Origin of the sequence: Flavobacterium sp. IMCC34518, assembly GCF_027111095.2 — a bacterium.
Classification (GTDB): Bacteria; Bacteroidota; Bacteroidia; order Flavobacteriales; family Flavobacteriaceae; genus Flavobacterium; species Flavobacterium praedii.
Genome location: NZ_CP114284.2, coordinates 1792150 through 1814905, shown reverse-complemented (window position 1 = coordinate 1814905; position 22756 = coordinate 1792150). Strand labels below are relative to the sequence as shown.

At 36.7% G+C, this 22756-nt stretch carries 16 protein-coding genes; 8 read left to right on the top strand and 8 right to left on the bottom strand.

The genetic code is table 11. The annotated features are described in order from the left end of the window. Positions 1–56: 56 nt before the first annotated feature. The 8 genes from OZP06_RS07940 to ssb form a co-directional block, all read right to left on the bottom strand. Positions 57–3353 carry a M4 family metallopeptidase gene (locus OZP06_RS07940; RefSeq protein WP_281324451.1) on the bottom strand — a complete coding sequence of 1099 codons (3297 nt, stop codon included), beginning with the start codon at positions 3351–3353 and terminating at the stop codon, positions 57–59. Positions 3354–3734: 381 nt separating this feature from the next. Beyond that, complete coding sequence (locus OZP06_RS07935; RefSeq protein ID WP_269224401.1) at positions 3735–4349, bottom strand: outer membrane beta-barrel protein; 615 nt, start codon at positions 4347–4349, stop codon at positions 3735–3737. Between the two features lie 69 nt (positions 4350–4418). After that, positions 4419–5078, bottom strand: coding sequence for a CoA transferase subunit B (locus tag OZP06_RS07930; RefSeq protein WP_281238353.1), 660 nt, complete (start codon positions 5076–5078; stop codon positions 4419–4421). Positions 5079–5158: 80 nt separating this feature from the next. After that, on the bottom strand, positions 5159–5860 hold the full coding sequence (locus OZP06_RS07925; RefSeq protein WP_281324450.1) for a CoA transferase subunit A: 702 nt from the start codon (positions 5858–5860) through the stop codon (positions 5159–5161). A 656-nt stretch (positions 5861–6516) separates the two neighbouring features. After that, a complete protein-coding gene (locus OZP06_RS07920) occupies positions 6517–8835 on the bottom strand; it encodes a transglycosylase domain-containing protein (protein ID WP_269224400.1) in 2319 nt (772 codons plus the stop codon). Positions 8836–8844: 9 nt separating this feature from the next. Continuing rightward, the gene (locus OZP06_RS07915) at positions 8845–9324 is read right to left on the bottom strand and encodes a gliding motility lipoprotein GldH (protein WP_269224399.1); all 480 of its coding nucleotides are present in this window, start codon (positions 9322–9324) and stop codon (positions 8845–8847) included. Next, positions 9308–10747, bottom strand: coding sequence for a regulatory iron-sulfur-containing complex subunit RicT (gene ricT / locus OZP06_RS07910; protein WP_269224398.1), 1440 nt, complete (start codon positions 10745–10747; stop codon positions 9308–9310). Before ricT ends, OZP06_RS07915 begins: the two co-directional genes overlap by 17 nt. A gap of 663 nt (positions 10748–11410) precedes the next feature. Then, the gene (gene ssb / locus OZP06_RS07905) at positions 11411–11734 is read right to left on the bottom strand and encodes a single-stranded DNA-binding protein (protein ID WP_269224397.1); all 324 of its coding nucleotides are present in this window, start codon (positions 11732–11734) and stop codon (positions 11411–11413) included. 761 nt (positions 11735–12495) lie between these two features. Here ssb and OZP06_RS07900 point away from each other — a divergent pair. The 8 genes from OZP06_RS07900 to OZP06_RS07865 all read left to right on the top strand — a co-directional run bounded on the left by OZP06_RS07900 (position 12496) and on the right by OZP06_RS07865 (position 22756). Next, on the top strand, positions 12496–14025 hold the full coding sequence (locus OZP06_RS07900) for a bifunctional GNAT family N-acetyltransferase/carbon-nitrogen hydrolase family protein (protein WP_269224396.1): 1530 nt from the start codon (positions 12496–12498) through the stop codon (positions 14023–14025). 240 nt (positions 14026–14265) lie between these two features. Further along, positions 14266–14613 carry a DUF2116 family Zn-ribbon domain-containing protein gene (locus tag OZP06_RS07895; RefSeq protein WP_269224395.1) on the top strand — a complete coding sequence of 116 codons (348 nt, stop codon included), beginning with the start codon at positions 14266–14268 and terminating at the stop codon, positions 14611–14613. Between the two features lie 12 nt (positions 14614–14625). Next, positions 14626–17010: a M20/M25/M40 family metallo-hydrolase gene (locus tag OZP06_RS07890; protein WP_281324449.1), complete on the top strand. Its 2385-nt coding sequence runs from the start codon at positions 14626–14628 to the stop codon at positions 17008–17010. Between the two features lie 280 nt (positions 17011–17290). Further along, positions 17291–19156 carry an amidohydrolase gene (locus OZP06_RS07885; protein WP_269224394.1) on the top strand — a complete coding sequence of 622 codons (1866 nt, stop codon included), beginning with the start codon at positions 17291–17293 and terminating at the stop codon, positions 19154–19156. A 12-nt stretch (positions 19157–19168) separates the two neighbouring features. Continuing rightward, positions 19169–19537, top strand: a complete 369-nt coding sequence (locus OZP06_RS07880; RefSeq protein ID WP_269224393.1) for a hypothetical protein — start codon at positions 19169–19171, stop codon at positions 19535–19537. 187 nt (positions 19538–19724) lie between these two features. Then, positions 19725–19919, top strand: a complete 195-nt coding sequence (locus OZP06_RS07875; protein WP_281324448.1) for a hypothetical protein — start codon at positions 19725–19727, stop codon at positions 19917–19919. A gap of 5 nt (positions 19920–19924) precedes the next feature. After that, positions 19925–20467 (top strand): hypothetical protein, encoded by a 543-nt coding sequence (locus OZP06_RS07870; protein ID WP_269224392.1) that lies wholly within the window; start codon positions 19925–19927, stop codon positions 20465–20467. Between the two features lie 30 nt (positions 20468–20497). After that, entirely contained in the window at positions 20498–22756 is a 2259-nt protein-coding gene (locus tag OZP06_RS07865) for a hypothetical protein (RefSeq protein ID WP_281324447.1), read from the top strand.

Here is a 22756-nt window from a genome sequence, read left to right as displayed (position 1 = left end):
AACCACAATTTCAAAAAAGCTGAAATTGTGGTTTTTGATTTTAAAACGGTTTCTTATTATTTTTTCATAAAAGTTTTGGTAAAAGTTTTAATACCGTCATTGAGTTCCAGTATATAAATTCCTGTTCCTAAATTACTCGTATTAATATTGTTTTCATTAATTTTTCCTGAAGCTATTTGCATTCCAGAACTTGTGATAATGCGATAGGAGAATCTTTTGTTTTCTGGATTTGTAATATTCAAAATGGAACTCGTTGGATTTGGAAAGATTGCTATAGAATTTACTATTTCACTGTTCTCAGGCGAACCTGACAAAGCAAATGTTGTTATAGAACTTGCACCTATATTTACGGTATAATCTTCTACTTCTCCAAAATATAAAGCTTCGCAAGCTGTTGAAGCAGAAGATCTCTTCATTGAAACCCTCATTCTTGTAGGTCCTGCCAAAGCAGTATTTGGCACCGTAAATGTAAACGAATTATTAGCTCCTGTAGTTGTAGATGCATTCACCATTTTTTCGGAATTCTCGAATGTTCCATTTTGATTAAAGTCAATCCAAACGCCCCAAAATTCTTTAAATGCGGTTGATTTATATCCTGCACTTAAAACAATTGTATTTGATCCATAAGGTACATTCCCCGTTTGATTCGTGAAATCGCCATAACCGCCATTGCCTACAGTTGCATTGGCAATTCCACCAATACCCACATAATCGATAAATTCATAAACAACGCTTTTTCCTTTGGAAGCACAGTAGGTAAGGCTATTAGTTAGAGTTGTTATAGAAACGGCATTACTTGCATCAGATAAATTGTCTTTTGCATCTTTTGCCTTAACCGTAAAAGTATAAGCAGTATTTGGACTCAATCCCGTTACGGAATAAGTTGTAGCGCTTACTGTTGTTACTAATGTAGCTCCATTATAGACATTATAACCTGTAACCGCTACATTATCAGTTGAAGATGACCAAGATAAATTGGTTGAAGATGCTGTAGTTCCGCTTGCAGCCAATGCTGATGGAGCAGTTGGCGGAGTCGCGTCTGTTGCTAGCGTGGTAATTGTTGCATCATTGCTTGCATCTGAAAGGTTACCCGCCGCGTCTTTAGCTTTTACTGTAAATGTATATGCGGTGCTTGCACTTAAACCTGTTACTGTAAAAGTGCTACCAGTCACAGTAGTTATTAAAGTGGCACCATTGTATACGTTGTATCCTGTTACAGCAATATTGTCTGTTGCTGCTGTCCAAGATAATACGGTTGAAACATCTGTTACTGCAGTAGCAGTAAGAGCTGTTGGAGCTGTAGGTGGCGTATTGTCTATTGGCGTTGGTAAAGTAGTTATGCTTGCATTATTACTTACTGCTGCCAAATTACCAGCGGCATCTTTTGCTTTTACCGTAAAAGTATAAGCTGTTGAAGCTGTTAAACCAGTAACATTATAAGTAGTTCCAACCACTGTTGTTACCAAAGTTGCGCCATTGTATACATTGTAGCCTGTTACTGCCACATTATCTGTCGCTGCAGTCCAAGACAAATTTGTTGTTGTATCTGTGGTACCTGAAGCCGCCAAATCTGTGATAGCTGATGGCGGAGTGGTATCGGATGGGCCGACATAAGCAGCTCCAACACCTACTGCATAAAAAGCATTCGTTGTAGCAATAACCTCAGCGGATCCTGCGCCATAAAGATCTGTAGCCGATTGTATTCCATAAGTTCTTGCATCTGCATACGTGGAATTGGCTGTAAGATAAATGCTTTCCAGTCTATAGGTAATTTTGGCCGCTTTTTCTATTGTAATTCCTGTTACAGAATAGCTGTTTCCTTTGTCGTTTGTTCCCGATTTACCTACGGATAGGATATAAAACCAATGATTTAAAACGCCACTGTTTGTGTGCACGCCACAATAGTCATTGAAACTAAAAGGAAATCCACAGTTTGGGTTTTTCCAGTTGGTTCCCCCATACGTATCAGGTTGTCCTTCTGCTTTTGGGTTGCTCATCGAACGCAATGATAAATGACCAGCTCTTCTTTCTATATCCTCCCCTATTAACCACGTCGATTTGGTTGGTGCTGCAAAATATTCTATACAAGCTCCCCAAATATCCGACAACCCTTCATTCATAGCACCAGATTCTTTTTGATAGGCTAAGTTGGCTGTTTTTTCGCAGACAGCATGTCCAATTTCGTGCCCAGCAACATCAAGAGAAGTTAAAATATCAAAGTTGGTTCCGCTACCATCTCCGTAGGTCATTACAGATCCGTTCCAATACGCATTGTCATAGGCCACATCATAATGAACATAACTTTTTATGATAGCACCTGCGTTATCAAAACTATTACGACCGTGCACCGTAGACCAATAATCGTATGTTTTTTCGGCTCCCCAATGGGCATCAAAAGCGCCATTATCTTTGTTGGCATTATTATATTCGGCCGTTGTCCAGTTATTATCAGCATCATTAAAATTGACGGCATTATTGTAATTGGTGCCTTTCAGCATATTATAAGTATTGATTCCATTTCCTCTTGTGGCATCGGCTAGGATATAATTTGCTCCACTTAAAGTAGTTTGAATGGTTTGTGAGCCCGAATACCGAGTATCGGCATTGGCAGCGACAATCATTTTCTTTTGATTTTGAGCTCCTTTTTCTTTTTTACCATGGCTGAATTCCCCAAGATGTTTAATGATCGCATTATAAAACAAGCTTTCTCCTGTTATTGCATCAATATAAATATCTCCTCTACTTACGGGTTGTGTTGCATAAATATCAAATTTATAAGCTAATCTCAAAGGAGTGTCTTTTGTGTTCGAAGTATCGCTATTTAAGATTGGCAGCCACACCAATTCACCAACTGGTTTTTTATAATTAAACATTTTGGCGTCATCGGGAGTTTCCCAAAGGTATTTTTGGGCGCCTATTTGTTGCATTGCTTTATTAAAAGCTTGGTCTGCAGATAAAGTCGGAATGGCATTCAACAAATCAGTTTTATAAAATTCCCCATTCATAGAATTTAGTTTCCCGGCGGAAGAATGCAAGGTGTAAGTAGCAAATTCTACTTTTATACTATTATGGAACAATTGGAATTTTTCGTGGGAAACTCCTAATTTGTCAGTTTCCGATTTGATTTTTGTAAAATTGGAATTGTCTTTTACTCCCAATTGATCTTTGAAAAGTTGTTGGTAGTCACTTGTTTTATAAGTTGATTTACTATTGAATGTTATCAAGGTGGGAATCCCTTTTTCGTTAGTAATTTTTTTCAACACATTTTTATCACCTTCTTGTGCAATTAATGTTAATGTAGAAAAGAATAAAATGATGGAAATGAAACCCTTTTGAAGTATTGTATTTTTCATGGAGATATTATTTAAGAAATGAATAATCCTTGTTGAAAAATGGGGTGACCAAAATTAAGAATATTTTTTGAATATAAAATATATTTAAATTATTATTTTGCTGTATATTAGCAACATACATGTTTTTTCAACAATCTATACCGTCAATATAATTATCTTTTTGACAAAAAAAGCAACCCATATGAGAGTTGCTTTTGAGTGATTTTTTTATTTTCTTAGGACTGTCTGCAAAGTGCACCAGAAGTATTTTTTCGCCACTGAGTACACTAATTTTCACAGATTTTATAAGCATTATTAAAGAAATACGTCTAAATCTTTTTTTAATCTGTGGTTAACTTTTTCGTTTTGGTATTAGTCACGAATACGCATAATTTTTTAATATTATTTAAAGTTAAACCCAAGCACGGCTCCCAATCCAAATTGAAAAGAATTAACATAAGTAGCCACTTGAACAGGACCATACCAACCGTTCCAATACGTATCATATCCAGTATGTATAACCATAGATTGCAATGTAGCTTGGAGACTTAAAGAAACTACGGAAGCCGTTTTGAATTTGACTCCACCTTTAATTTCCCAAGCAAAATTGTTGTCACTTCCTTGATTTGGTGTTTCTAAAATTCCAATTCCAATTCCACCACCTAGATATGGCACTGCATTTCCTCCGTTTTCAAAATAATGGTTTCCACTTAGTAAAATATAATTAATAGCTCCATTGTCATTACCGCTGCTTCTATTGGAACCCAAATAATAGAGTGGCATTGAAGTATCAATTCTTAAGTATTTTATCTCTACAGAATTTGATCTATGAGTAAAAAATTCCAATCCTGCACCATATTGCAAACCATCTCCAATTGTTGTGTATCCTCCATCAAAATCAACACGATCAGAAAAAACGTAACTACCATAAATATCTAGTGCAACGGAGCCTCTCTTTTGAGCCATCATACTTACCGAAACTAAAAACACGATTACTAATAAATTGAAATTTTTCATATTTAATTGTTTTGTTGGTTTCTAACAAAATTAGTTGAAAATCATAACATTACAAAAAATATGTTAAAATTAGTAAATCATCATTTCTGGAATATCTCCTTCTACAATTAAATCAGCTTCGGTAGCTGCGATAATATGTTCTACACTTACGCCCGGTGCTCGTTCTAATAATTTGAAACCTTTGGGAGTGATTTCTAAGACGGCCAATTCAGTCACTATTTTTTTTACGCAGCCCACGCCCGTTAAAGGTAAAGTGCATTTTTTTAAAATTTTGGATTCTCCTGCTTTGTTAACATGCATCATAGCCACGATAATATTTTCGGCAGAAGCCACAAGATCCATAGCCCCACCCATTCCTTTCACCATTTTTCCAGGGATTTTCCAGTTGGCAATATCGCCATTCTCAGAAACTTCCATGGCGCCGAGTATGGTCAAATCGACGTGTTGCCCGCGAATCATTCCGAAACTGGTAGCGGAGTCAAAAAAAGAAGCTCCTGGCAGAGTCGTAATGGTTTGTTTTCCGGCATTGATAATATCGGCATCTTCGTCTCCTTCAAAAGGAAAAGGCCCCATGCCTAGAACACCATTTTCGCTTTGAAATTCGACATCAATTCCTTTCGGAATATAATTAGCTACCAAAGTTGGTATTCCGATGCCTAGATTCACGAAATAACGGTCTTTTAATTCTTGTGCAATACGTTTTGCAATTCCTATTTTATCTAATGCCATTTTTTATTATTTAAGAAGTAAAAAAATCTAAAATTATAGCGCTGTGAAGACACTATTTTCTAATTTCAAAATCTGAAAAACTATTCTCTTTTCCGAGTCGTTCTTTGTTCAATACGCTTTTCATACTTTTCACCTTTAAAAATACGTTGCACAAAAATTCCAGGAATGTGAATTTGATTGGGATCCAAAGTTCCTGCTTCGACCAATTCTTCTACTTCAGCCACCGTGATTTTGGCAGCGCCACACATGCAAGGATTAAAATTTCTGGCCGTTCCTTTGAAAATAAGATTTCCCGCAGTATCCCCTTTCCAAGCTTTCACAATTGCAAAATCAGCTTTGAAAGCGTGTTCCATAATATGCATTTTACCATTAAATTCACGAACTTCCTTGCCTTCGGACACTTCGGTTCCGTAACCTGCGGGAGTGAAAAAAGCTGGAATACCCGCTTGAGCCGCACGACATCTTTCGGCCAAAGTTCCTTGAGGAATTAAGTCAACTTCGAGTTCACCAGAAAGCATTTGACGTTCGAATTCGGCATTTTCTCCAACATAGGAAGAAATCATTTTTTTGATTTGTTTTTTTTGCAAAAGCAAACCAAGCCCAAAATCATCTACACCTGCATTGTTGGAGATACAAGTAAGGTTTGTCGTTTCTTTTTGAACCAATTCGGCTATTGAATTTTCGGGAATGCCACACAATCCAAAACCACCAAGCATAAGGGTCATTCCATTTTCTATTCCTTGAAGGGCTTCTTGAACGGTATTTACTTTTTTGTTAATCATATTGTTTTGTTTAGAACTATATCGATTTCTTAATTGATTGTAAAGTTAGGTATTTTTTGATTTTCTATGAAAGATTATTATTTAAAGCATTAAAAAAACTACTTCAATTGTATATAATGAATCTATAAAGTGAATTTAGTACAAGATTCGTATTGATTTGGAATTCGAAATTTTCTTGGCTTCCAGGATTTGCGTGAGGGATAGACGGCAATATCATTAAGTTAAGAAAATAGTACTGATTATACTAGGATTGCCGAGTAACTTGTGTGATCTCTCCTTCGTCGAGATGACAAACTAACGCGATATTGGATATCTAAATTATCGCTTTTTGTCATTCCGAGGCACGAGGAATCACATAATAAGAGAACTCTAGTAGCTCTCAAGTACTAAAAAAACTCATTAAGTTAAGCTTTTTTTCTCGCCAAGACGCAAAGGCGCAAAGTTTAGAGCCTATTTCTTTACGTCTTCACTTCTTTGCGAGAGTTGTATTATGAAAAAGCGTAGTGAGAAATCCTTAACTTAATGACATTGTGCGTGAGGGATAGACGGAAGCTACCGAAGTAGCCCAGATAGCCCGACCGCAATAAAAAAAGGGACAACTAGCACGTTATGCTGAGTTAGTCCCTTTTTTTATTGCTGTCACGCCCTACTATTTTTTACAAAGCAAATTCCTCTGTGTCTTGTTCTGGTGTAGCAGTTGTGTCTATTACTGTTGAAGCTCTACGCGTGTAACAATCTACTTTTATAGAAAGATTGGCTGGTCTTTCAAATGGTTCTTTGGATATATTTAAAGTTTTGTCTTCATAACATTTTTTCATATAGTAACCCCATATAGGTAATGCTTCTGCAGCACCTTGTCCGTAAGTAAGACTTTTGAAATGTGCTGAACGGTCTTCACAACCTACCCAAACACCTGTAACTAGATTGGGAACCATTCCCATAAACCATCCATCAGATTGATTTTGTGAAGTTCCTGTTTTTCCGGCAATTGGGTTGGTAAACATGTATGGATAACCGGTCCAGCGATTGTCACCACTACCGCCACCTTGAGTTCTAAGTCTTGCCCCAGAACCTGTTTCGGTAACTCCTTCTAAAAGTTTTATAACCGCAAAAGCAATATCTTTATTCAAAACATCATGAGATTCAGGAATTGGTTCGTAGATAACCTCACCACTTTTGTTTTCGATTTTAGATAAAAATTGAGGTTTGGTGTACACGCCTTGATTGGCGAAAGTACTAAAGGCTGCAACCATATCTTCTACCGTAATTTCAACTGCTCCCAAAGCAATAGAAGGCTGATTGATAATCTCGGATTTTACACCTAATTTATGTGTAAGTTCGATTACCGCTTCTGGACTAACTTTGTCAATTAATTTAGCTGATATAGTATTTATGGATTGTGCCAAAGCTTGTTTTAGCGTTACCATTCCACGGTATTTATTGTCAGAATTTCTAGGTTCCCAATCTTCGGTAACATGATGACGTCCTTTTCGAATCATAAACGGACCGTCTAAAATGGAGTCACAAGGAGACATGTTTAATTGTTCGATTGCCGTAGCATATACAAAGGGTTTAAAAGTAGAACCTACTTGTCTGGCTCCTTGGCCTACGTGATCGTATTGAAAATATTTGTAATTAATTCCACCGACCCAAACTTTTATATTTCCTGTTTGTGGCTCCATTGACATTACTCCCGATTGCAAAAAGTGTTTGTAATAGCGAATAGAATCCAGCGGAGTCATAATCGTATCTCTTTCCCCTTTCCAAGTAAAAACAGTCATTTTTGTTTTTTCGCTAAAGGTTTTGATAATTTCATCATCACTTTTGTCTTGCTCCTTCAAAGCGCTCCATCTATGGGAAGATTTCATGGCTTGATTGATAATACGTTGCGTTTCTGCTTCCGAAATGTTTACAAAAGGAGCGTTTTTATTGTCTTTATTTTGAATGAAAAATTCCTCTTGCATATTAGCCATGTGAGCTGCAACAGCTTCTTCGGCATACGCTTGCATTCTTGAATCAATAGTGGTATAGATTTTAAGACCATCTTTGTAAATATCGTAATCTGATCCGTCAGGTTTCTTGTTGTCTTCCACCCATTTTTTCATATAATCACGAAGGTATTCTCTAAAATAAGTTGCGGTTCCTTCTCTATGGCTTTCCAATTTAAATTTCAAAGTAATAGGCAAACTTTGCAATTGATGTTTTTGATCTTCGGTAATAATATTTGCTTTTTCCATTTGCGAAAGCACCACATTTCTACGATTTTTTACGCCAACAGGATTTTTTACAGGATTATAAAGTCCAGAGTTTTTAAACATTCCCACTAAAATAGCAGATTCGTCTATGGTTAAATCTTTGGGTTCTTTGGAGAAATACGTTTTTGCTGCTGAGCTAACTCCTACTGAGTAATTACCAAAATCATATACATTGCAGTACATGGCGATGATTTCATTTTTGGTATATTGTCTTTCTAATCGAATGGCAATGATCCATTCTTTTATTTTTTGAACAATTCTAAAAGGCAAAAACTTAGAACCTTCCCCATGAAATAATTGTTTGGCAAGTTGTTGAGATAATGTACTGGCTCCACCGCTAGTTCCTAAACTGGCGATGGCTCTTAAAGTTCCTCTGCCATCAATACCGGAATGTTCATAAAAACGAGCGTCTTCTGTTGCAACTAGTGCTTGAACCAAGTTTTTGGGTAGGTCAGAATATTTTAATGCCGAACGATTTTGTTTGAAATATTTACCCAATACCACTCCATCCGAGGAAATAATTTCGGTAGCCAAATTAGAATCTGGATTTTCTAAATCCTCAAAAGAGGGCATGGAACCAAAAAGCCCCCATGATGCAAAAAGGAAAAACAAGGCAATACTACCTAATCCATAAAAGAAAATTTTCCAAAATTTCTTGGAATAATATTTAACATCTTTTTCGATGCCTTTTGACTGTCCGTTATTTTTTTTAATAGCCATAATCGTGATCTATTCTTTGTTTTCTATTCTAAAACCTACTTCGGTAATTCCGTCTAAAAAAGCAACACCAGGTACTTTTCCGTTTTCTCGTACTGCTTGTTTGATGTGCACTTTATATTTTCCTCTAAAACGCACATTTTCTTTGTAATACAATTTACTTTCTTTAATATCAGTAAATCCATTGCCTAACAAAGTTCCGTCTGGATTGGCCATTTGATATTCTAAAGTATCCACTTTGGTGTATCCGTTTGGACTTTCTAAGGAAACAATTAAAAACAAATTGTTGTATTTGTAATTGCTGTTGTCTCTTAAATTCACAAATAAATCATATCGTTTTGTAGCATCTAAAACTGGCAAATCAAACGTAACAATACTGTCTTTATTCCAGGCACTTCCTACCGATTTATATTCATCAAAAACTCTTTTTTTGTCACATGAAAAAAGGAGTATTGTTACAAAAACCAGTAAAATACTATTCTTTATTCTCATTTTTTTTAATAATTATGGGTTTTCTAGGTTCGTCTGATTTGTTCTCAGTGTTTGCGGGCCGATTGTTGTTCGACTTTTTGCGATTGTTGTTTTTGTTGCGATTATTGTTCCTATTTGGGTTATTACCATTAGGATTTTCTTTTGCAGGATTTTCTTTTGCAGGATTTTCTTTAATAATAGAATTTACCTTTGACACAGGATTAATCTTTGTCCCAGGATTTGATTTTATCGGAGGGTTTGATTTTTGAATAGTCGGTTTGCTAGCATTGTTAGAAAGAATTACATTTTCACCAGCTACTCTAGGTTTTTTGTTTGGTTTTTTCTTTCTTTTGGGTTGGTCAAAACGTGTCAAACTTTCCTGACCCATCGCATTATTAAAGTTTTGCTCTGGTTCTGCAACTACTTCAATTGCATAATCTTCTAGCGATGAAACTTTGTTTTTTAACTTGTTTTCAGCTATAATTTCTTTGACCTGATCAATTTTTAAAATGTGCCAATTTGCAAAATTATTAGTATACGCAAACCACATTAAACCTTTGAAAATATCTTGCTTCTGACAAATGGCATCTCCTTTTTCGGTAACCAATTTGGTGTCAAATTCAGGAAAATCTTTTAAAGCATCCATATAAGTGTCCAATTCGTAATTCAAACAACACTTCAATTTGCCACACTGACCAGCCAGTTTTTGAGGGTTTAAAGACAATTGTTGATAGCGAGCTGCAGAGGTGTTAACACTTCTAAAATCCGTTAGCCAAGTCGAGCAACACAATTCTCTACCACACGAACCTATTCCGCCTAAACGAGCTGCCTCTTGACGAAAACCCACTTGTTTCATTTCGACTCTGGTACTGAATTCTTTTGCAAAATCTTTGATTAAAAGTCTAAAATCGACTCTGTCATTGGCAGTATAGTAGAAAGTAGCTTTGGAACCATCGCCTTGAAATTCAATGTCTGAAATTTTCATTTCCAGTTTTTGGGCAATCGCCAATTCTCGTGCACGCACTTTCATTGGTTCTTCCTTATTTCTGGCTACGGTCCAAATATCGATGTCTTTTTGAGTAGCTTTTCGGTACACTTTAGGTACTTCGTTGCTTAAATGATTGACTCCTTTTTTCTTCATTTGAATTTTTACCAATTCGCCTGTAAGTGTCACAATTCCAATATCGTGTCCTGGAGAAGCAACAGTTGCTACTATATCTCCCATACTCAAAGTCAATTTATCAGTGTTGCGATAAAACTCTTTTCTTCCGTTTTTGAATCGTACTTCAACACAATCAAATGGAGCTTCTCCGTTGGGTAAACTCATGTTCGAAAGCCAATCAAAAACCGTTAATTTATTGCAGCTATCGGTGCCGCAAGTCCCATTATTTTTACAACCCTTTGGTGCGCCACCATCTGAAGTTGAACAACTTGTACATGCCATAATGATATATGTAGTATTGCTATTGAAGCAATTTAAGTTCGTATTACGTTTAATGGGTAAAGATAGTATTTTTTTGGTTTATGTTACAAGGGGTAAAAAAGGCTAAAAATCATAAATTTATATTAAACTCTGATTTGGGATTAGAAATCTACAAAAACTGGATTCTATTTCAAATCCAGGTATTTATTGCTATTTTAAAATCGAAAGACAGAAGTAATAGTACATTGGTTATTATTTATTTTGGCATTCACTGAACTTCGTTTTCTTCATTAAAATAGTCCTTCAGCACTTGTTTTTATTGGTTAATCCAACTTCATAACAAAATCTGATGCAGAATCGGGGTAAAAGAATATGATTGATTGACAAGCTTAAACGTAATTTTAAATGTTTTTTAAAGATGTCATTTTCATAGATAAGAAAAGATTAAATCTCATAAAACTATTTTGAACTAAAAAAAGAGTCTCTTTCTAAACTGCAGCCAAAAAGTATAATCCTTTTAGCGCAGTCCATTGGAGACTCTTTTTGGAAAATGAATGTTTCTTTTTGAAGGATTGTCAAACTGTTTTTAAATGCCTACTGTTGAATAAAAGTAAATTTTAAAACAGAATTCTTTTTTTATAAACAATCCTCAAAGATTTATTTCTAGAACTTATTTTTTGGGTTTTATTTCCCTAGTAACATAATTTCGTTTACAACCACTTCGGTGATATAACGTTTTTCACCGTTTTTGTCGTCGTAGCTTCTGTGGGTTAGTTTGCCTTCAACGGCAATTTGTTTTCCTTTGGTCACAAATTTTTCGATAATCTCGGCCGTTTTTCCCCAAGCGACTACCGTGTGCCATTCCGTTTGTTCAACGCGTTCTCCTTTGTCGTTTTTGTAACTGTCATTGGTAGCGATAGTCAAACTGGCTAATTTTTTTCCTCCTTCAAAAGATTTGATGATTGGGTCGTTTCCTACGTTTCCGATTAATTGCACTCTGTTTTTCATGGCGTGTAAAATTTAAATATTAGTGTGTATATGATAGTTTTTTGAAATTGACATTGCTATTGTTATTGCTCTGTATCATTTCGACAGGGCAAAGATGCGACAGCCTCAAAATATTATTCGGTTGCTAACTGCTTACTTTCGGTTGTAAATATTTGTAACCGTTTGTAAATGGAAAATTTTGAGTATATTTGGGAGTTGGCAAAAAATAAAAATTTACAAATCTTGAATTGCCTCCTGATTTAGCAACTGAGATTAGGCCACAGAACCCGATAGCTCAATGTCATTAAGTTAAGGGTTTCTCACTACGCTTTTTCAAAATATAACTCTCGCAAAGACGCGAAGACGCCAAGAAATCGACTCTTAACTTTGCGCCTTTGCGTCTTGGCGAGAAAAAAAGCTTAACTTAATGACATTGCCCGATAGCTATCGGGACAGATTAAACGGATTCTACACGGATAAAAAATCGAGCGTATACCATGATTAGTGTTTGGAAAGTTTGAAATTAAAAATCTATGCTAATCCGTTTCATCCGTATTATCTCTGGCTAATTTTAAAAGTGTTAGGATGGAAAACAAAAACAAAACCATAAATCCTGACTAGCCCTGATTGCAGTGAAAATCCTTTTTTGTCTCGTCTTTTTCGAGACAAAAAAGATTGAAACAAAAAGCAGGAACCCATGCCTACAAATAAAGCCTATTGATTGGCTCCAAAAAATAAAATGATGTTGCTTTTAACTAATTATTCACCTAAAATTCTCCATTATGCAGGCCAAAATAAAAAAAGTAGAATTGCGGAATTTAGCTTTTGAGGATTACAAACAACTCAAAAACTCAATGGTGGAATCGTATCCAGAAATGGCCGATTCCTATTGGCGCGCCAATGATATTGAAAAGTTATTGAGTGTTTTTCCCGAAGGACAATTGGTTATTTTGGTCGACGGAAAAGTGGTGGGTTCTGCTCTATCACTGATTGTCGACGAAAAACGAGTTGATAAAAACCATAATTATTTGCAAATAATTGGCGATTATACGTTTTCGACTCACAACCCGAATGGGGAAATATTGTACGGAATCGATGTTTTTATCCATCCCAGTTATCGTGGTTTGCGTTTGGGCAGGCGTTTGTATGATGCCCGCAAAGAATTGTGCGAACAGTTGAACCTCAAAGCGATTGTTTTTGCCGGCCGGATTCCGAGTTATGGTCAACATGCCGATAAAATGACGCCCAAAAAATACATTGAGAAAGTAAAAAGCAAACAATTGCACGATCCGGTGCTTTCGTTTCAGTTGAGTAATGATTTTCATGTGCTTCGAATCATAAAAAATTATTTAGAGGGTGATGAAGACTCCAAAGAATTTGCTGTTTTGCTGGAATGGAACAACATCTATTTTGACGAAAGTCCAAGACTGATAAATACGGAGAAAAATGTGATTCGGCTAGGGCTAATTCAATGGCAAATGCGTTTACTGGGTAATCTCGAAGCGTTATTTGAACAATCGGAGTTCTTTATTGATGTGGTTTCGGGCTATACTTGTGATTTTGCGGTGTTTCCCGAATTATTCATTGCACCTTTAATGGCCGATTACAACCATTTGACCGAAGCGGAAGCGATTCGGGAATTGGCCAAACACTCAGAACCCATTCGGAAACGGTTTCAGGAACTGGCTATTTCGTATAATATCAATATTATTTCGGGAAGTATGCCGTATCTGGAAAATGGGGATTTGTATAATGTTGGGTTTCTATGTAAAAGAGATGGAACCTTTGAAATGTATACCAAAATTCACATTACTCCAAACGAAGCGCAACATTGGGGAATGAAAGGCGGATCCGAAATTAAGACTTTTGACACCGATTGTGGCAAAATTGGAATTATGATTTGTTATGATGTCGAGTTTCCCGAAGTGGCGAGAATTATGGCCGATGAAGGCATGAATATTCTATTTGTGCCTTTCTTGACCGATACCCAAAACGCCTACATCCGGGTAAAACATTGCGCGCAAGCACGAGCAATAGAAAACGAATGTTATGTTGCTATTGCAGGTTGTGTGGGAAATTTGCCTAAAGTAAATAATATGGATATACAATATGCACAAGCGGCGGTTTTTACGCCTTCGGATTTTGCGTTTCCAAGCAATGGAATCAAAGCCGAAGCTACTCCGAATACCGAAATGACTTTGATTGTTGATGTCGATTTGAGATTGCTGAAAGAATTGCACGAACATGGAAGCGTGAGAATCCTAAAAGACAGAAGAACCGACTTGTATGAAATAAAAAAGATTAAAAATTGAGATTATATTCGAAATTAATTTTAAACATATAAGTCATATAATTTCTTAATTTAAATACAAATAAAGTGAAATTAAAAGTTCATTTAAGGATAAGAACGAAACCTAACAAAGATGGTTTCCAGCTTATATTCTCTTTTCCCAATCTATTAACGAGCTTATTTTTTATTTAAACTTATATGACTTATATGGTAAGCATTTTTCCAGATCGATTCAAAAATAATAGCCTTAAAAAATAAAATTATGAAAACCTGCCTCGAATGTGGTGACCCCATTGTGGGTCGTGAAGACAAAAAATTCTGCAGCGATGGTTGCCGAAATGCCTACAATAACAAAATAAATAAGGATAGTACGAATTATATGCGCAATATCAACAACAAATTGCGCAAAAATTACCGAATTTTGTCGGAACTGAATGTGGAAGGAAAATCCAAAACGACTCGTGCCAAACTGATGAGCAAGGGTTTTGATTTTGACTTTTTCACTAACGTTCTGAATACCAAAACTGGGAATACCTACTATTTCCTGTATGACCAAGGCTATATGGTTTTGGACAATGATTATTATATGCTCGTTAAAAAAGATATTTAATACCTACAAATAATGAAAAAGAATTATTCCTCTATTATAACTGTTGTCATCATCCTTGGGATTTTGGGGTTTTTATTTGCAACCTTAATGCCTTCGTGGTCGCCAAATGAGGACAAAAAAGTTACGGAGTTTTCAACTAGCAGAGCCTTGGAACACATCAATGCGATTGCGAAACAACCGCATTATGTAGGTACCAAAAACCATGAAGTTGTGGCCAACTACATTATCAAAGAATTGCAAAAACTGGGGCTGGAAACAACGGTTCAAGAAGGCTTTACGCTGAGCGATTGGGGGAATTTGGTAAAATCCAAAAACATAATGTGCCGCATCGAAGGCACTAAAAATACCAAAGCATTGCTCCTGCTCTCACATTATGACAGCGCACCACATTCGGTTTCGCACGGAGCCAGTGACGATGCGTCGGGCGTTGCGACAATTCTGGAAGGCGTTCGTGCCTTTTTGAATGCCAAAACCAAGCACCAAAACGACATCATTATACTTTTTACCGATGCGGAAGAATTAGGATTGAATGGCGCTGCGCTTTTTGTTACTGAACATCAATGGGCCAAAGAAGTCGGATTGGTACTGAATTTTGAAGCCCGCGGTTCTTCGGGACCGAGTTATATGCTGATGGAAACTAACAAAGGAAATGCAGGTTTGGTAAAGGAATTTGCCAAAGCAAGTGCTACGTATCCGGTTTCGAATTCATTGATGTATAGTATTTACAAAATGTTACCGAATGACACCGACTTAACGGTTTTTAGAGAGCAAGGTGACATACAAGGATTTAATTTTGCTTTTATCGACGACCATTTCAATTACCATACTGCTCAAGATGATGTGGCACATTTGGACAAAAGCACCTTGAAACACCAAGGTTCCTATTTGATGCCATTGTTGAATTATTTCTCCAACGCCGATTTGAATGCGACAACTTCAACAACCGATGATGTGTATTTCACGATTCCGTTTACGTTTATCAGCTATCCTTTTGACTGGGTGCTGCCAATGACGCTTATCGCTGCTGGTTTACTACTGATTTTAGTATTTCTGGGCAAAGCCAAAAGAATGCTGAAGTTGAATGATATCATGAAAGGTTTCTTTCCGTTTTTGGGTGCTTTGCTTTTTACCGGATTGATCACGTATTATGGATGGCAAGGATTATTGTTGTTGAATCCACAATACAATGATTTACTCAATGGTTTTACCTATAATGGTCACGATTATATTGCAGCTTTTGTATTGCTGAGCCTTTCCATTTGTTTCTTGTTTTATCAAATTGCTTCCAAACCAAAAGTAACGATGAACCATTATGTGATTCCACTAGTGTTTTGGATCGTGCTAAATGGTTTTCTGGCCAACAGTTTACGTGGTGCTGGGTTTTTGATTATTCCAGTATATTTTGGGTTGGTTGCTTTTGCAGTTTTTGTCTTTAGCCAAAGATCCAATTGGATTGTAAACCTCATCTGTGGTATTCCAGCGTTGCTCATTATTGCTCCATTTATTCAAATGTTTCCAGTAGGTTTGGGATTGAAAGTACTGTTTGGAAGTGCAATTTTGACTGTTTTGGCATTTGCCTTGTTGTTACCAATTTTTGGAGCTTTTACCAAAAAAGGAAGCTGGTCATTATTGTTCTTTTTACTTTCTCTAATCTTTCTAGGCAAAGCACAATACCATTCGGGTTACGAATTAGGGGAAGCCAAATCCAACAGTTTGGTGTATCTGTATAATGGAGACTCGAACAAAGCCTATTGGGCAACTTATGATACTAATCTCGATTCTTGGACAAAAGGTTATTTGGGTGAAAACCCGAAAAGTGCTAAGACCTTGAATAATTTGAAGTTGTTTAGCAAATACAATTCGGAGTTCACCTATGCTGCTGAAGCGCCAAACAAAGGAATTGCCAAACCAACGATTACTTTTTTACAAGATAGCGTAGTGGGTTTCAAAAGGTATTTAAAAATTCAAATCACTCCAAACCGAAAGGTGAATCGCTATGATATTTTTGCTGATGAAATTATGACATTTTTCAATTTCAAAGCCAATGGTGTAAGTACTTTGGGGCAAAAAGGAACAGAATTGGAACGAAAAGGCAAAAAATTATTAAGCTATTATGTAGTCAATAATGAACCACTTATTTTGCAATTTACCATAAATAGAGCAACGATTCTCAATATGGATGTTATGGAAAGTTCTTTTGATTTGATGGTCAATCCAATTTTTTCAATGACTCCAAGAGAAGACTGGATGATGCCAACTCCTTTTGTACTGAATGATGCAGTAATTATTACCCAAAAAATAAAAAGACCACAAGTTAAGATCGAAAGCAAAATTGTCATTACTGCCACCGATTCATTAGCTATTGCAAAAGATAGCTTGGTAGTGCCAAAAAGGTAAATCGTTGTATATCCTTTTTAAAACACCCTATTCCATTATGTTGGAGTAGGGTGTTTTTTTTGAAATTATTTTACACAAAACACGATAAGTTTAAAAAAAATGTTAATTTTATTGTATTGCATTTGTTTTCAGTGTTTTATATTGGTTTTCAAGTAAGATTTTTGCTAAAATAATATCGTTTTTGTTTTCATACTTTTGTTTGAATTCAACTAATACTACTCTGAACATAGAGTTACAGAAAGGAAAAATAGCACATTTATTAATTTAATCTAAAAGCATCATGACTAAAAAAATTATCCTATTCGCTATGTGTTTGTTTTGTTCGATTGTAACATCCCAGACATTACAAGACATGAGTGGTACAATGACCACTGATACTCCCATTGTCATTTACACTGCCAAAGAAATCGTTACTATGGATATGGCCAAACCCAAGGCGGAGGCAGTAGCTGTTCAAAACGGAAAGATTATAGCAGTAGGTACTAAGGATGAAGTAGGTAAAATTCTGGGGGATAGAAAAGCACGTTTGGATAAAACGTTTAACGATAAGGTTATTGTACCTGGTTTTATTGCACAACACGATCACCCTGTTTTAGCAGCTTTGACTATGGCTTCTGAAGTACTTTCTATTGAAGATTGGGAATTGCCCGAAGGTACAGCAAAGGCTGTTAAAGACAAAAATGATTTTATGACGCGACTAGCGGCGGCTGAGAAAAAAATGTCTGATCCTGATGAGCCTTTAGTTACTTGGGGTTATCATCCTAATTTTTATGGTAAATTAGTTAAAACTGATTTGGATAAAATTAGTACCACCCGCCCAATTATTGCTTGGCTACGTTCTTGCCATGAAATTGTACTCAATTCAGTTGCCCTTCAAAAATATAACGTTACTGCTGATTTTATTAAGACTTGGGGTGAAACCCCACAAAAGCAATCCGTCTTAGCCGAAGGTCGTTTTTGGGAACAAGGTATGTTTGCCGTAGCCCCCAAAATAGCTACCGTATTAGCGACACCTGAAAAGCTAGAAAAAGGGTTGTATATCACTAGAGATTATATGCATTCCAAAGGGATTACGTTTGGTAATGAACCAGGCGGAATCTTAGTAAAGCCGTTGCAAGATGGTGTCAATAGTGTAATGTCGTCTAACGATATGCCTTTTAGATGGAGTTTTATGGCGGATGGGAAGACCTTGTGCGATAAATACAAGGATGATGCTCAGGTTATTGAAGAAGCCAAAAAATTAGAAAGTTGGTATACTGGTAAAACTTCTTTGGCGAAAAATCAAGTGAAATTATTTTCAGATGGGGCAATTTATTCTCTTTTGATGCAAGTGAGAGAGCCTTATACCGATAAACATCATGGCGAATGGATGACGGATTTGCCTGTTTTTGAACGTGCTTTCAAAATATTTTGGGACGCTGGCTATCAAATTCACGTACACGTAAATGGCGATGCCGGTTTGGATCGGGTATTGAATACTTTAGAGAAAAACCTAAAAGCCAATCCTAGAACAGATCACCGCACAGTAATTGTACATTTTGCCGTTAGTGCAAAAGATCAGGTAGACCGTTTAGCAAAACTAGGTTGTATAGTAAGCGGAAATCCATACTATCCTGTGGCTTTAGCAGATAATTACAGTAAAAATGGATTGGGTCCCCAAAGAGCAGAGAGTATGGTACGTATGGGTGATGTAGAAAGAGCTGGAGTCTCCTATTCTTTTCACAGCGATATGCCAATGGCGCCAGCTGATCCTTTGTATTTGATGTGGTGCGGTGTAAATAGACTAACCACTGGCGGGAGGGTAGTCGCTCCAGAACAAAAGGTTTCTAGAGAGGGCGCTCTAAAAGCAGTTACCATCGATGCTGCTTATTCTTTAAAAGTTGAAGATCAAATGGGTTCGATTACCAGTGGAAAGTTGGCTAACTTTACTATTCTATATGATAATCCTATCAGTTGTGAGGCAATGAAAATTAGAGATATAAAAGTATGGGGAACAGTAGTAGAAGGCAAAAAACAACCTGTGAGCTTAAAAAACACTAAAGATATTCTCGGAATGAATTACACTAAAGATGCCGATGGATTAGCACAAGCTGCATTAAATCACGTGGTAAAAATACTAGCTGCTCATGAAGATGCGGATCATTAAATTTTAGTACTTATGGTTTTATTTTTTCAAATTTTCTGGGCCATTGGCTGTATCGCTTGGAATATGTATGGTTTGTATTTGATTTCAAATAGTCAACAACCTATTGGGCCTACAGCAAGTGCTTTAGGAGCTGGACTTTGCGCAGTCTTTGCATTTCTATTTTGGTATTTTTTGAAAAATAACCTCAAATGGCCTTATATAATTCTCTCTGCTGTAGCGGCTTTGATGGCAGGTTTTGTGATCTATGGTTCATTTACGAAAGACCTTAGCTTATGGCCTTCGGAAGGTTGGCGTTGGGCAGGAATTTTGTTAAACGGAATAGGAATGATAGCTGGTATAGGAGGAATCATTCAAATTACTAATAAGAAAGCTACTTTGTAATACCCAATTTCTAATTCCAATTATCATAGTTTTCAGCAGTCGTTATTTGAGTTGTTATGTGATTAAAAGGAATCGTATAATTCAATTTTTTCTGTTTTTAGTGCGAAATAGATTGTATTTTAATGGTTTGATACGCCTGAGATAGTTTCAAAATTTTTTAATCAGTGGAAGTAGTAAATTAAATCAAATGAAACTTAATTATTTTATTTTACTTTTTGGAGTTGTAATTGTTTCATGTAATTTAACAAAAAAAAAGATTTCACAAACAACCGATACTACAATGAAAGCCAATTTAATTGATGGGTCTTGGAAAGTTAATTACATAATGAATGCTCCAAAAAACAGTAATGCGTTTAACAAGAGTTCAATAATCTTAATTTAAATGGTATGAAAAAAGCATCTCTTTATTTAGTACTACTGTTAAGCACTCTCATATCCTACAGTCAGAATGAAAACCACCATGAAATTCATAGTAGCCAAGGCAGTCATCGTCTCACTTTTGGTATCGGTCACACCCATCTGTCAGAAGGCAAAATAGATGGTAAAACCGAATGGTTGGCTGTACCCTCTTTTACTTTGAATTATGATTATTGGTTATCTAATACTTGGGCAGTCGGATTACAAAACGATATCATTTTGGAGTCGTTTAAAATTGAACACGGAGGAGCCGAATTGTTAGAACGTAGTTATCCATTAGCAGTAGTTCCTGTTGGTATTTATAAACCTGATAAACATTGGTCTTTTATTGGTGGTTTAGGAGCAGAGATTGCACATCAAAAAACCTTAACATTGACCCGTTTAGGCGTTGAATATGGTTGGCATATTCCAGGAAATTGGGAAGTAGGAGGAGCTTTAGTTTGGGATAACAAATGGAATTATTATAATTCTTGGGGTTTGAGTTTGACGATAAGTAAAATTTGGAATAAGTAACATTGATTTTTAATGATTAAATCAGTTGGTATGAATAGTAAAGTTATAAATGTAGTCGTCTTTTTTTTATTTTTTGGAACTATTCAAGCTCAAGTGGGTATAGGCACTATTACTCCTAATTCTTCTAGTATACTTGATATAACTTCTTCAAAAGCAGGAGTATTGATACCTAGAATAGGTCTTCAAAATACAACCGATCAAACCACCATAGAAAAGGGAAATGTAAATGGGTTATTGATTTTTAATACTACTTCTAATGCTGAGTTGCAACCCGGATTTTATTATTGGTTCTTAAATCGATGGATTAACTTAGGAGAACAAAAAGCAGAAACCATAACCACCATGACTGATAATGGAAATGGGACTTTTACCTATGTCAACGAACAAAATATTCCAGTTACCATCAATTTAACAGCAGGTCCTCAAGGCATTCAAGGCCCCAAGGGCGATAAAGGAGACACAGGCGTAACAGGCCCACAAGGAATTCAAGGTCTAGCTGGACCAATAGGTGCAACAGGTGCTCAAGGTCTTAAAGGTGACAAAGGTGATACTGGAGCAGCAGGAACAAATGGAGTTGACGGAGCAGTTGGTGCAACAGGTCCTCAAGGCCCACAAGGTCTTAAAGGAGATAAAGGAGATACTGGAGCTACAGGTGCTCAAGGAATTCAAGGAGAAAAAGGAGATACAGGAATAACAGGTGCTAAAGGTGACAAAGGCGACACAGGTGCAGATGGTGTTGATGGAACGAATGGAATAGATGGAGCTACTGGAGCAACAGGGGCTCAAGGCCCAATAGGTTTAACAGGTGCTACAGGTGCTCAAGGAATTCAAGGAGAGAAAGGAGATACAGGAGATACAGGATTAACAGGTCCTAAAGGTGACAAAGGCGACACAGGTGCAGCTGGATTAGATGGTGCAACTGGTCTTGAAGGCCCAAAAGGTGACAAAGGAGATACAGGAGTTGCAGGAACCGATGGGGCTATTGGCCCACAAGGCCTCCAAGGGATTCAAGGTCCGAAGGGTGATAAAGGAGATACTGGAGCAGATGGTGCCATTGGTCCTCAAGGTCCTCAAGGAATTCAGGGTATTGATGGTGTTGATGGAACGAATGGAACGAATGGAACGAATGGAACGAATGGAACGAATGGAATAGATGGAGCTGCTGGTCAAGGAGGGGTAACTACAGCAGGAACCAATGTTACTGTCACAGGAACTGGTATTGTAACCGATCCCTATGTAATTAATGCCACTGGGTCAACAGAAACGAATACCACCTTAACATTTAATAGTAGTACTAAAATTTTGACGTATACGAATGAGAACAATGATAATCCTACACTTGATTTATCGGCATTGCAACAAGAACCATGGAAAGTGAATGTCACTAATGTAAATGCGAGTACTAATACCGAGAATATTTATCAAGCTGGAAGAGTAGGGGTTAATAAAATTTCTATTATGGATGATGTGGCGCTAGATATTGAAGGTGCTGTTAGAGGGGGAAACACTCAAATAACCCCAATTGGAACAAATTCTGTGGGTTTCGGATTAGCTGTTAAAGCTTCAGGTACTCGTAGCGCTGCTTTTGGTCTTTCAACATTAGCGGAAGGTGATAATACTTTTGTAGCAAATGAAGGTAATCAAGCTAAGGCACAATCTAGTAGTGCTTTTGGTAAAAGCAATATTGCTGATGATTCGAATGCATTTGTACTTGGAGAAACCAATAAAGCCAATGGGAACAATGCTTTTGTGCAAGGTAATAATAATCTTTCTACGTCTTATTCAGAAACGGTTCTTGGGTATTATAATGCGATTACACAAGGAGCAGGTGATACCGGTACTAATGGTACTACCGGTAATATTACTGCTGCTGAAGGTAGTGACCCTTTATTGCAAGTGGGAAATGGTACAAGCGGAGGAGCTACGGGAAGAAGAAACGCCTTAATTATTTTAAAAAATGGTAAAGTTGGTATTGGGTTGGACCAAACAACATTACATAAGCCTTCCGAGCGGTTGGATATTGGGGTTGGTAAGGTTAGAATTCGTGAAATTGTAACTACTCCTGGAGATGCATCTGATAAAATTGTAACCGTTAATAGTTTAGGTGTTTTACAAACAATGCCTGCTGCTGCAGCAATTCAATTACCTTCAGGCGACACCACGCAAAGACCAGCTAGTCCTACTTTTGGACAAATTCGATACAATACAGATTTAGGTAGAGTAGAAGTGTATGTCAATGATCTTAATAATGATGGAACGTTGGGAGATGCGGGTTGGTCTAAGTTATAA

Excerpts from the sequence above, each read along its gene's own strand:
- OZP06_RS07940 (WP_281324451.1), bottom strand. The coding sequence starts at position 3,353 with ATGAAAAATACAATACTTCAAAAGGGTTTCATTTCCATCATTTTATTC.
- OZP06_RS07935 (WP_269224401.1), bottom strand. The coding sequence starts at position 4,349 with ATGAAAAATTTCAATTTATTAGTAATCGTGTTTTTAGTTTCGGTAAGT.
- OZP06_RS07930 (WP_281238353.1), bottom strand. The coding sequence starts at position 5,078 with ATGGCATTAGATAAAATAGGAATTGCAAAACGTATTGCACAAGAATTA.
- OZP06_RS07925 (WP_281324450.1), bottom strand. The coding sequence starts at position 5,860 with ATGATTAACAAAAAAGTAAATACCGTTCAAGAAGCCCTTCAAGGAATA.
- OZP06_RS07920 (WP_269224400.1), bottom strand. The coding sequence starts at position 8,835 with ATGGCTATTAAAAAAAATAACGGACAGTCAAAAGGCATCGAAAAAGAT.
- OZP06_RS07915 (WP_269224399.1), bottom strand. The coding sequence starts at position 9,324 with ATGAGAATAAAGAATAGTATTTTACTGGTTTTTGTAACAATACTCCTT.
- ricT (WP_269224398.1), bottom strand. The coding sequence starts at position 10,747 with ATGGCATGTACAAGTTGTTCAACTTCAGATGGTGGCGCACCAAAGGGT.
- ssb (WP_269224397.1), bottom strand. The coding sequence starts at position 11,734 with ATGAAAAACAGAGTGCAATTAATCGGAAACGTAGGAAACGACCCAATC.
- OZP06_RS07900 (WP_269224396.1), top strand. The coding sequence starts at position 12,496 with ATGCAGGCCAAAATAAAAAAAGTAGAATTGCGGAATTTAGCTTTTGAG.
- OZP06_RS07895 (WP_269224395.1), top strand. The coding sequence starts at position 14,266 with ATGAAAACCTGCCTCGAATGTGGTGACCCCATTGTGGGTCGTGAAGAC.
- OZP06_RS07890 (WP_281324449.1), top strand. The coding sequence starts at position 14,626 with ATGAAAAAGAATTATTCCTCTATTATAACTGTTGTCATCATCCTTGGG.
- OZP06_RS07885 (WP_269224394.1), top strand. The coding sequence starts at position 17,291 with ATGACTAAAAAAATTATCCTATTCGCTATGTGTTTGTTTTGTTCGATT.
- OZP06_RS07880 (WP_269224393.1), top strand. The coding sequence starts at position 19,169 with ATGGTTTTATTTTTTCAAATTTTCTGGGCCATTGGCTGTATCGCTTGG.
- OZP06_RS07875 (WP_281324448.1), top strand. The coding sequence starts at position 19,725 with ATGAAACTTAATTATTTTATTTTACTTTTTGGAGTTGTAATTGTTTCA.
- OZP06_RS07870 (WP_269224392.1), top strand. The coding sequence starts at position 19,925 with ATGAAAAAAGCATCTCTTTATTTAGTACTACTGTTAAGCACTCTCATA.
- OZP06_RS07865 (WP_281324447.1), top strand. The coding sequence starts at position 20,498 with ATGAATAGTAAAGTTATAAATGTAGTCGTCTTTTTTTTATTTTTTGGA.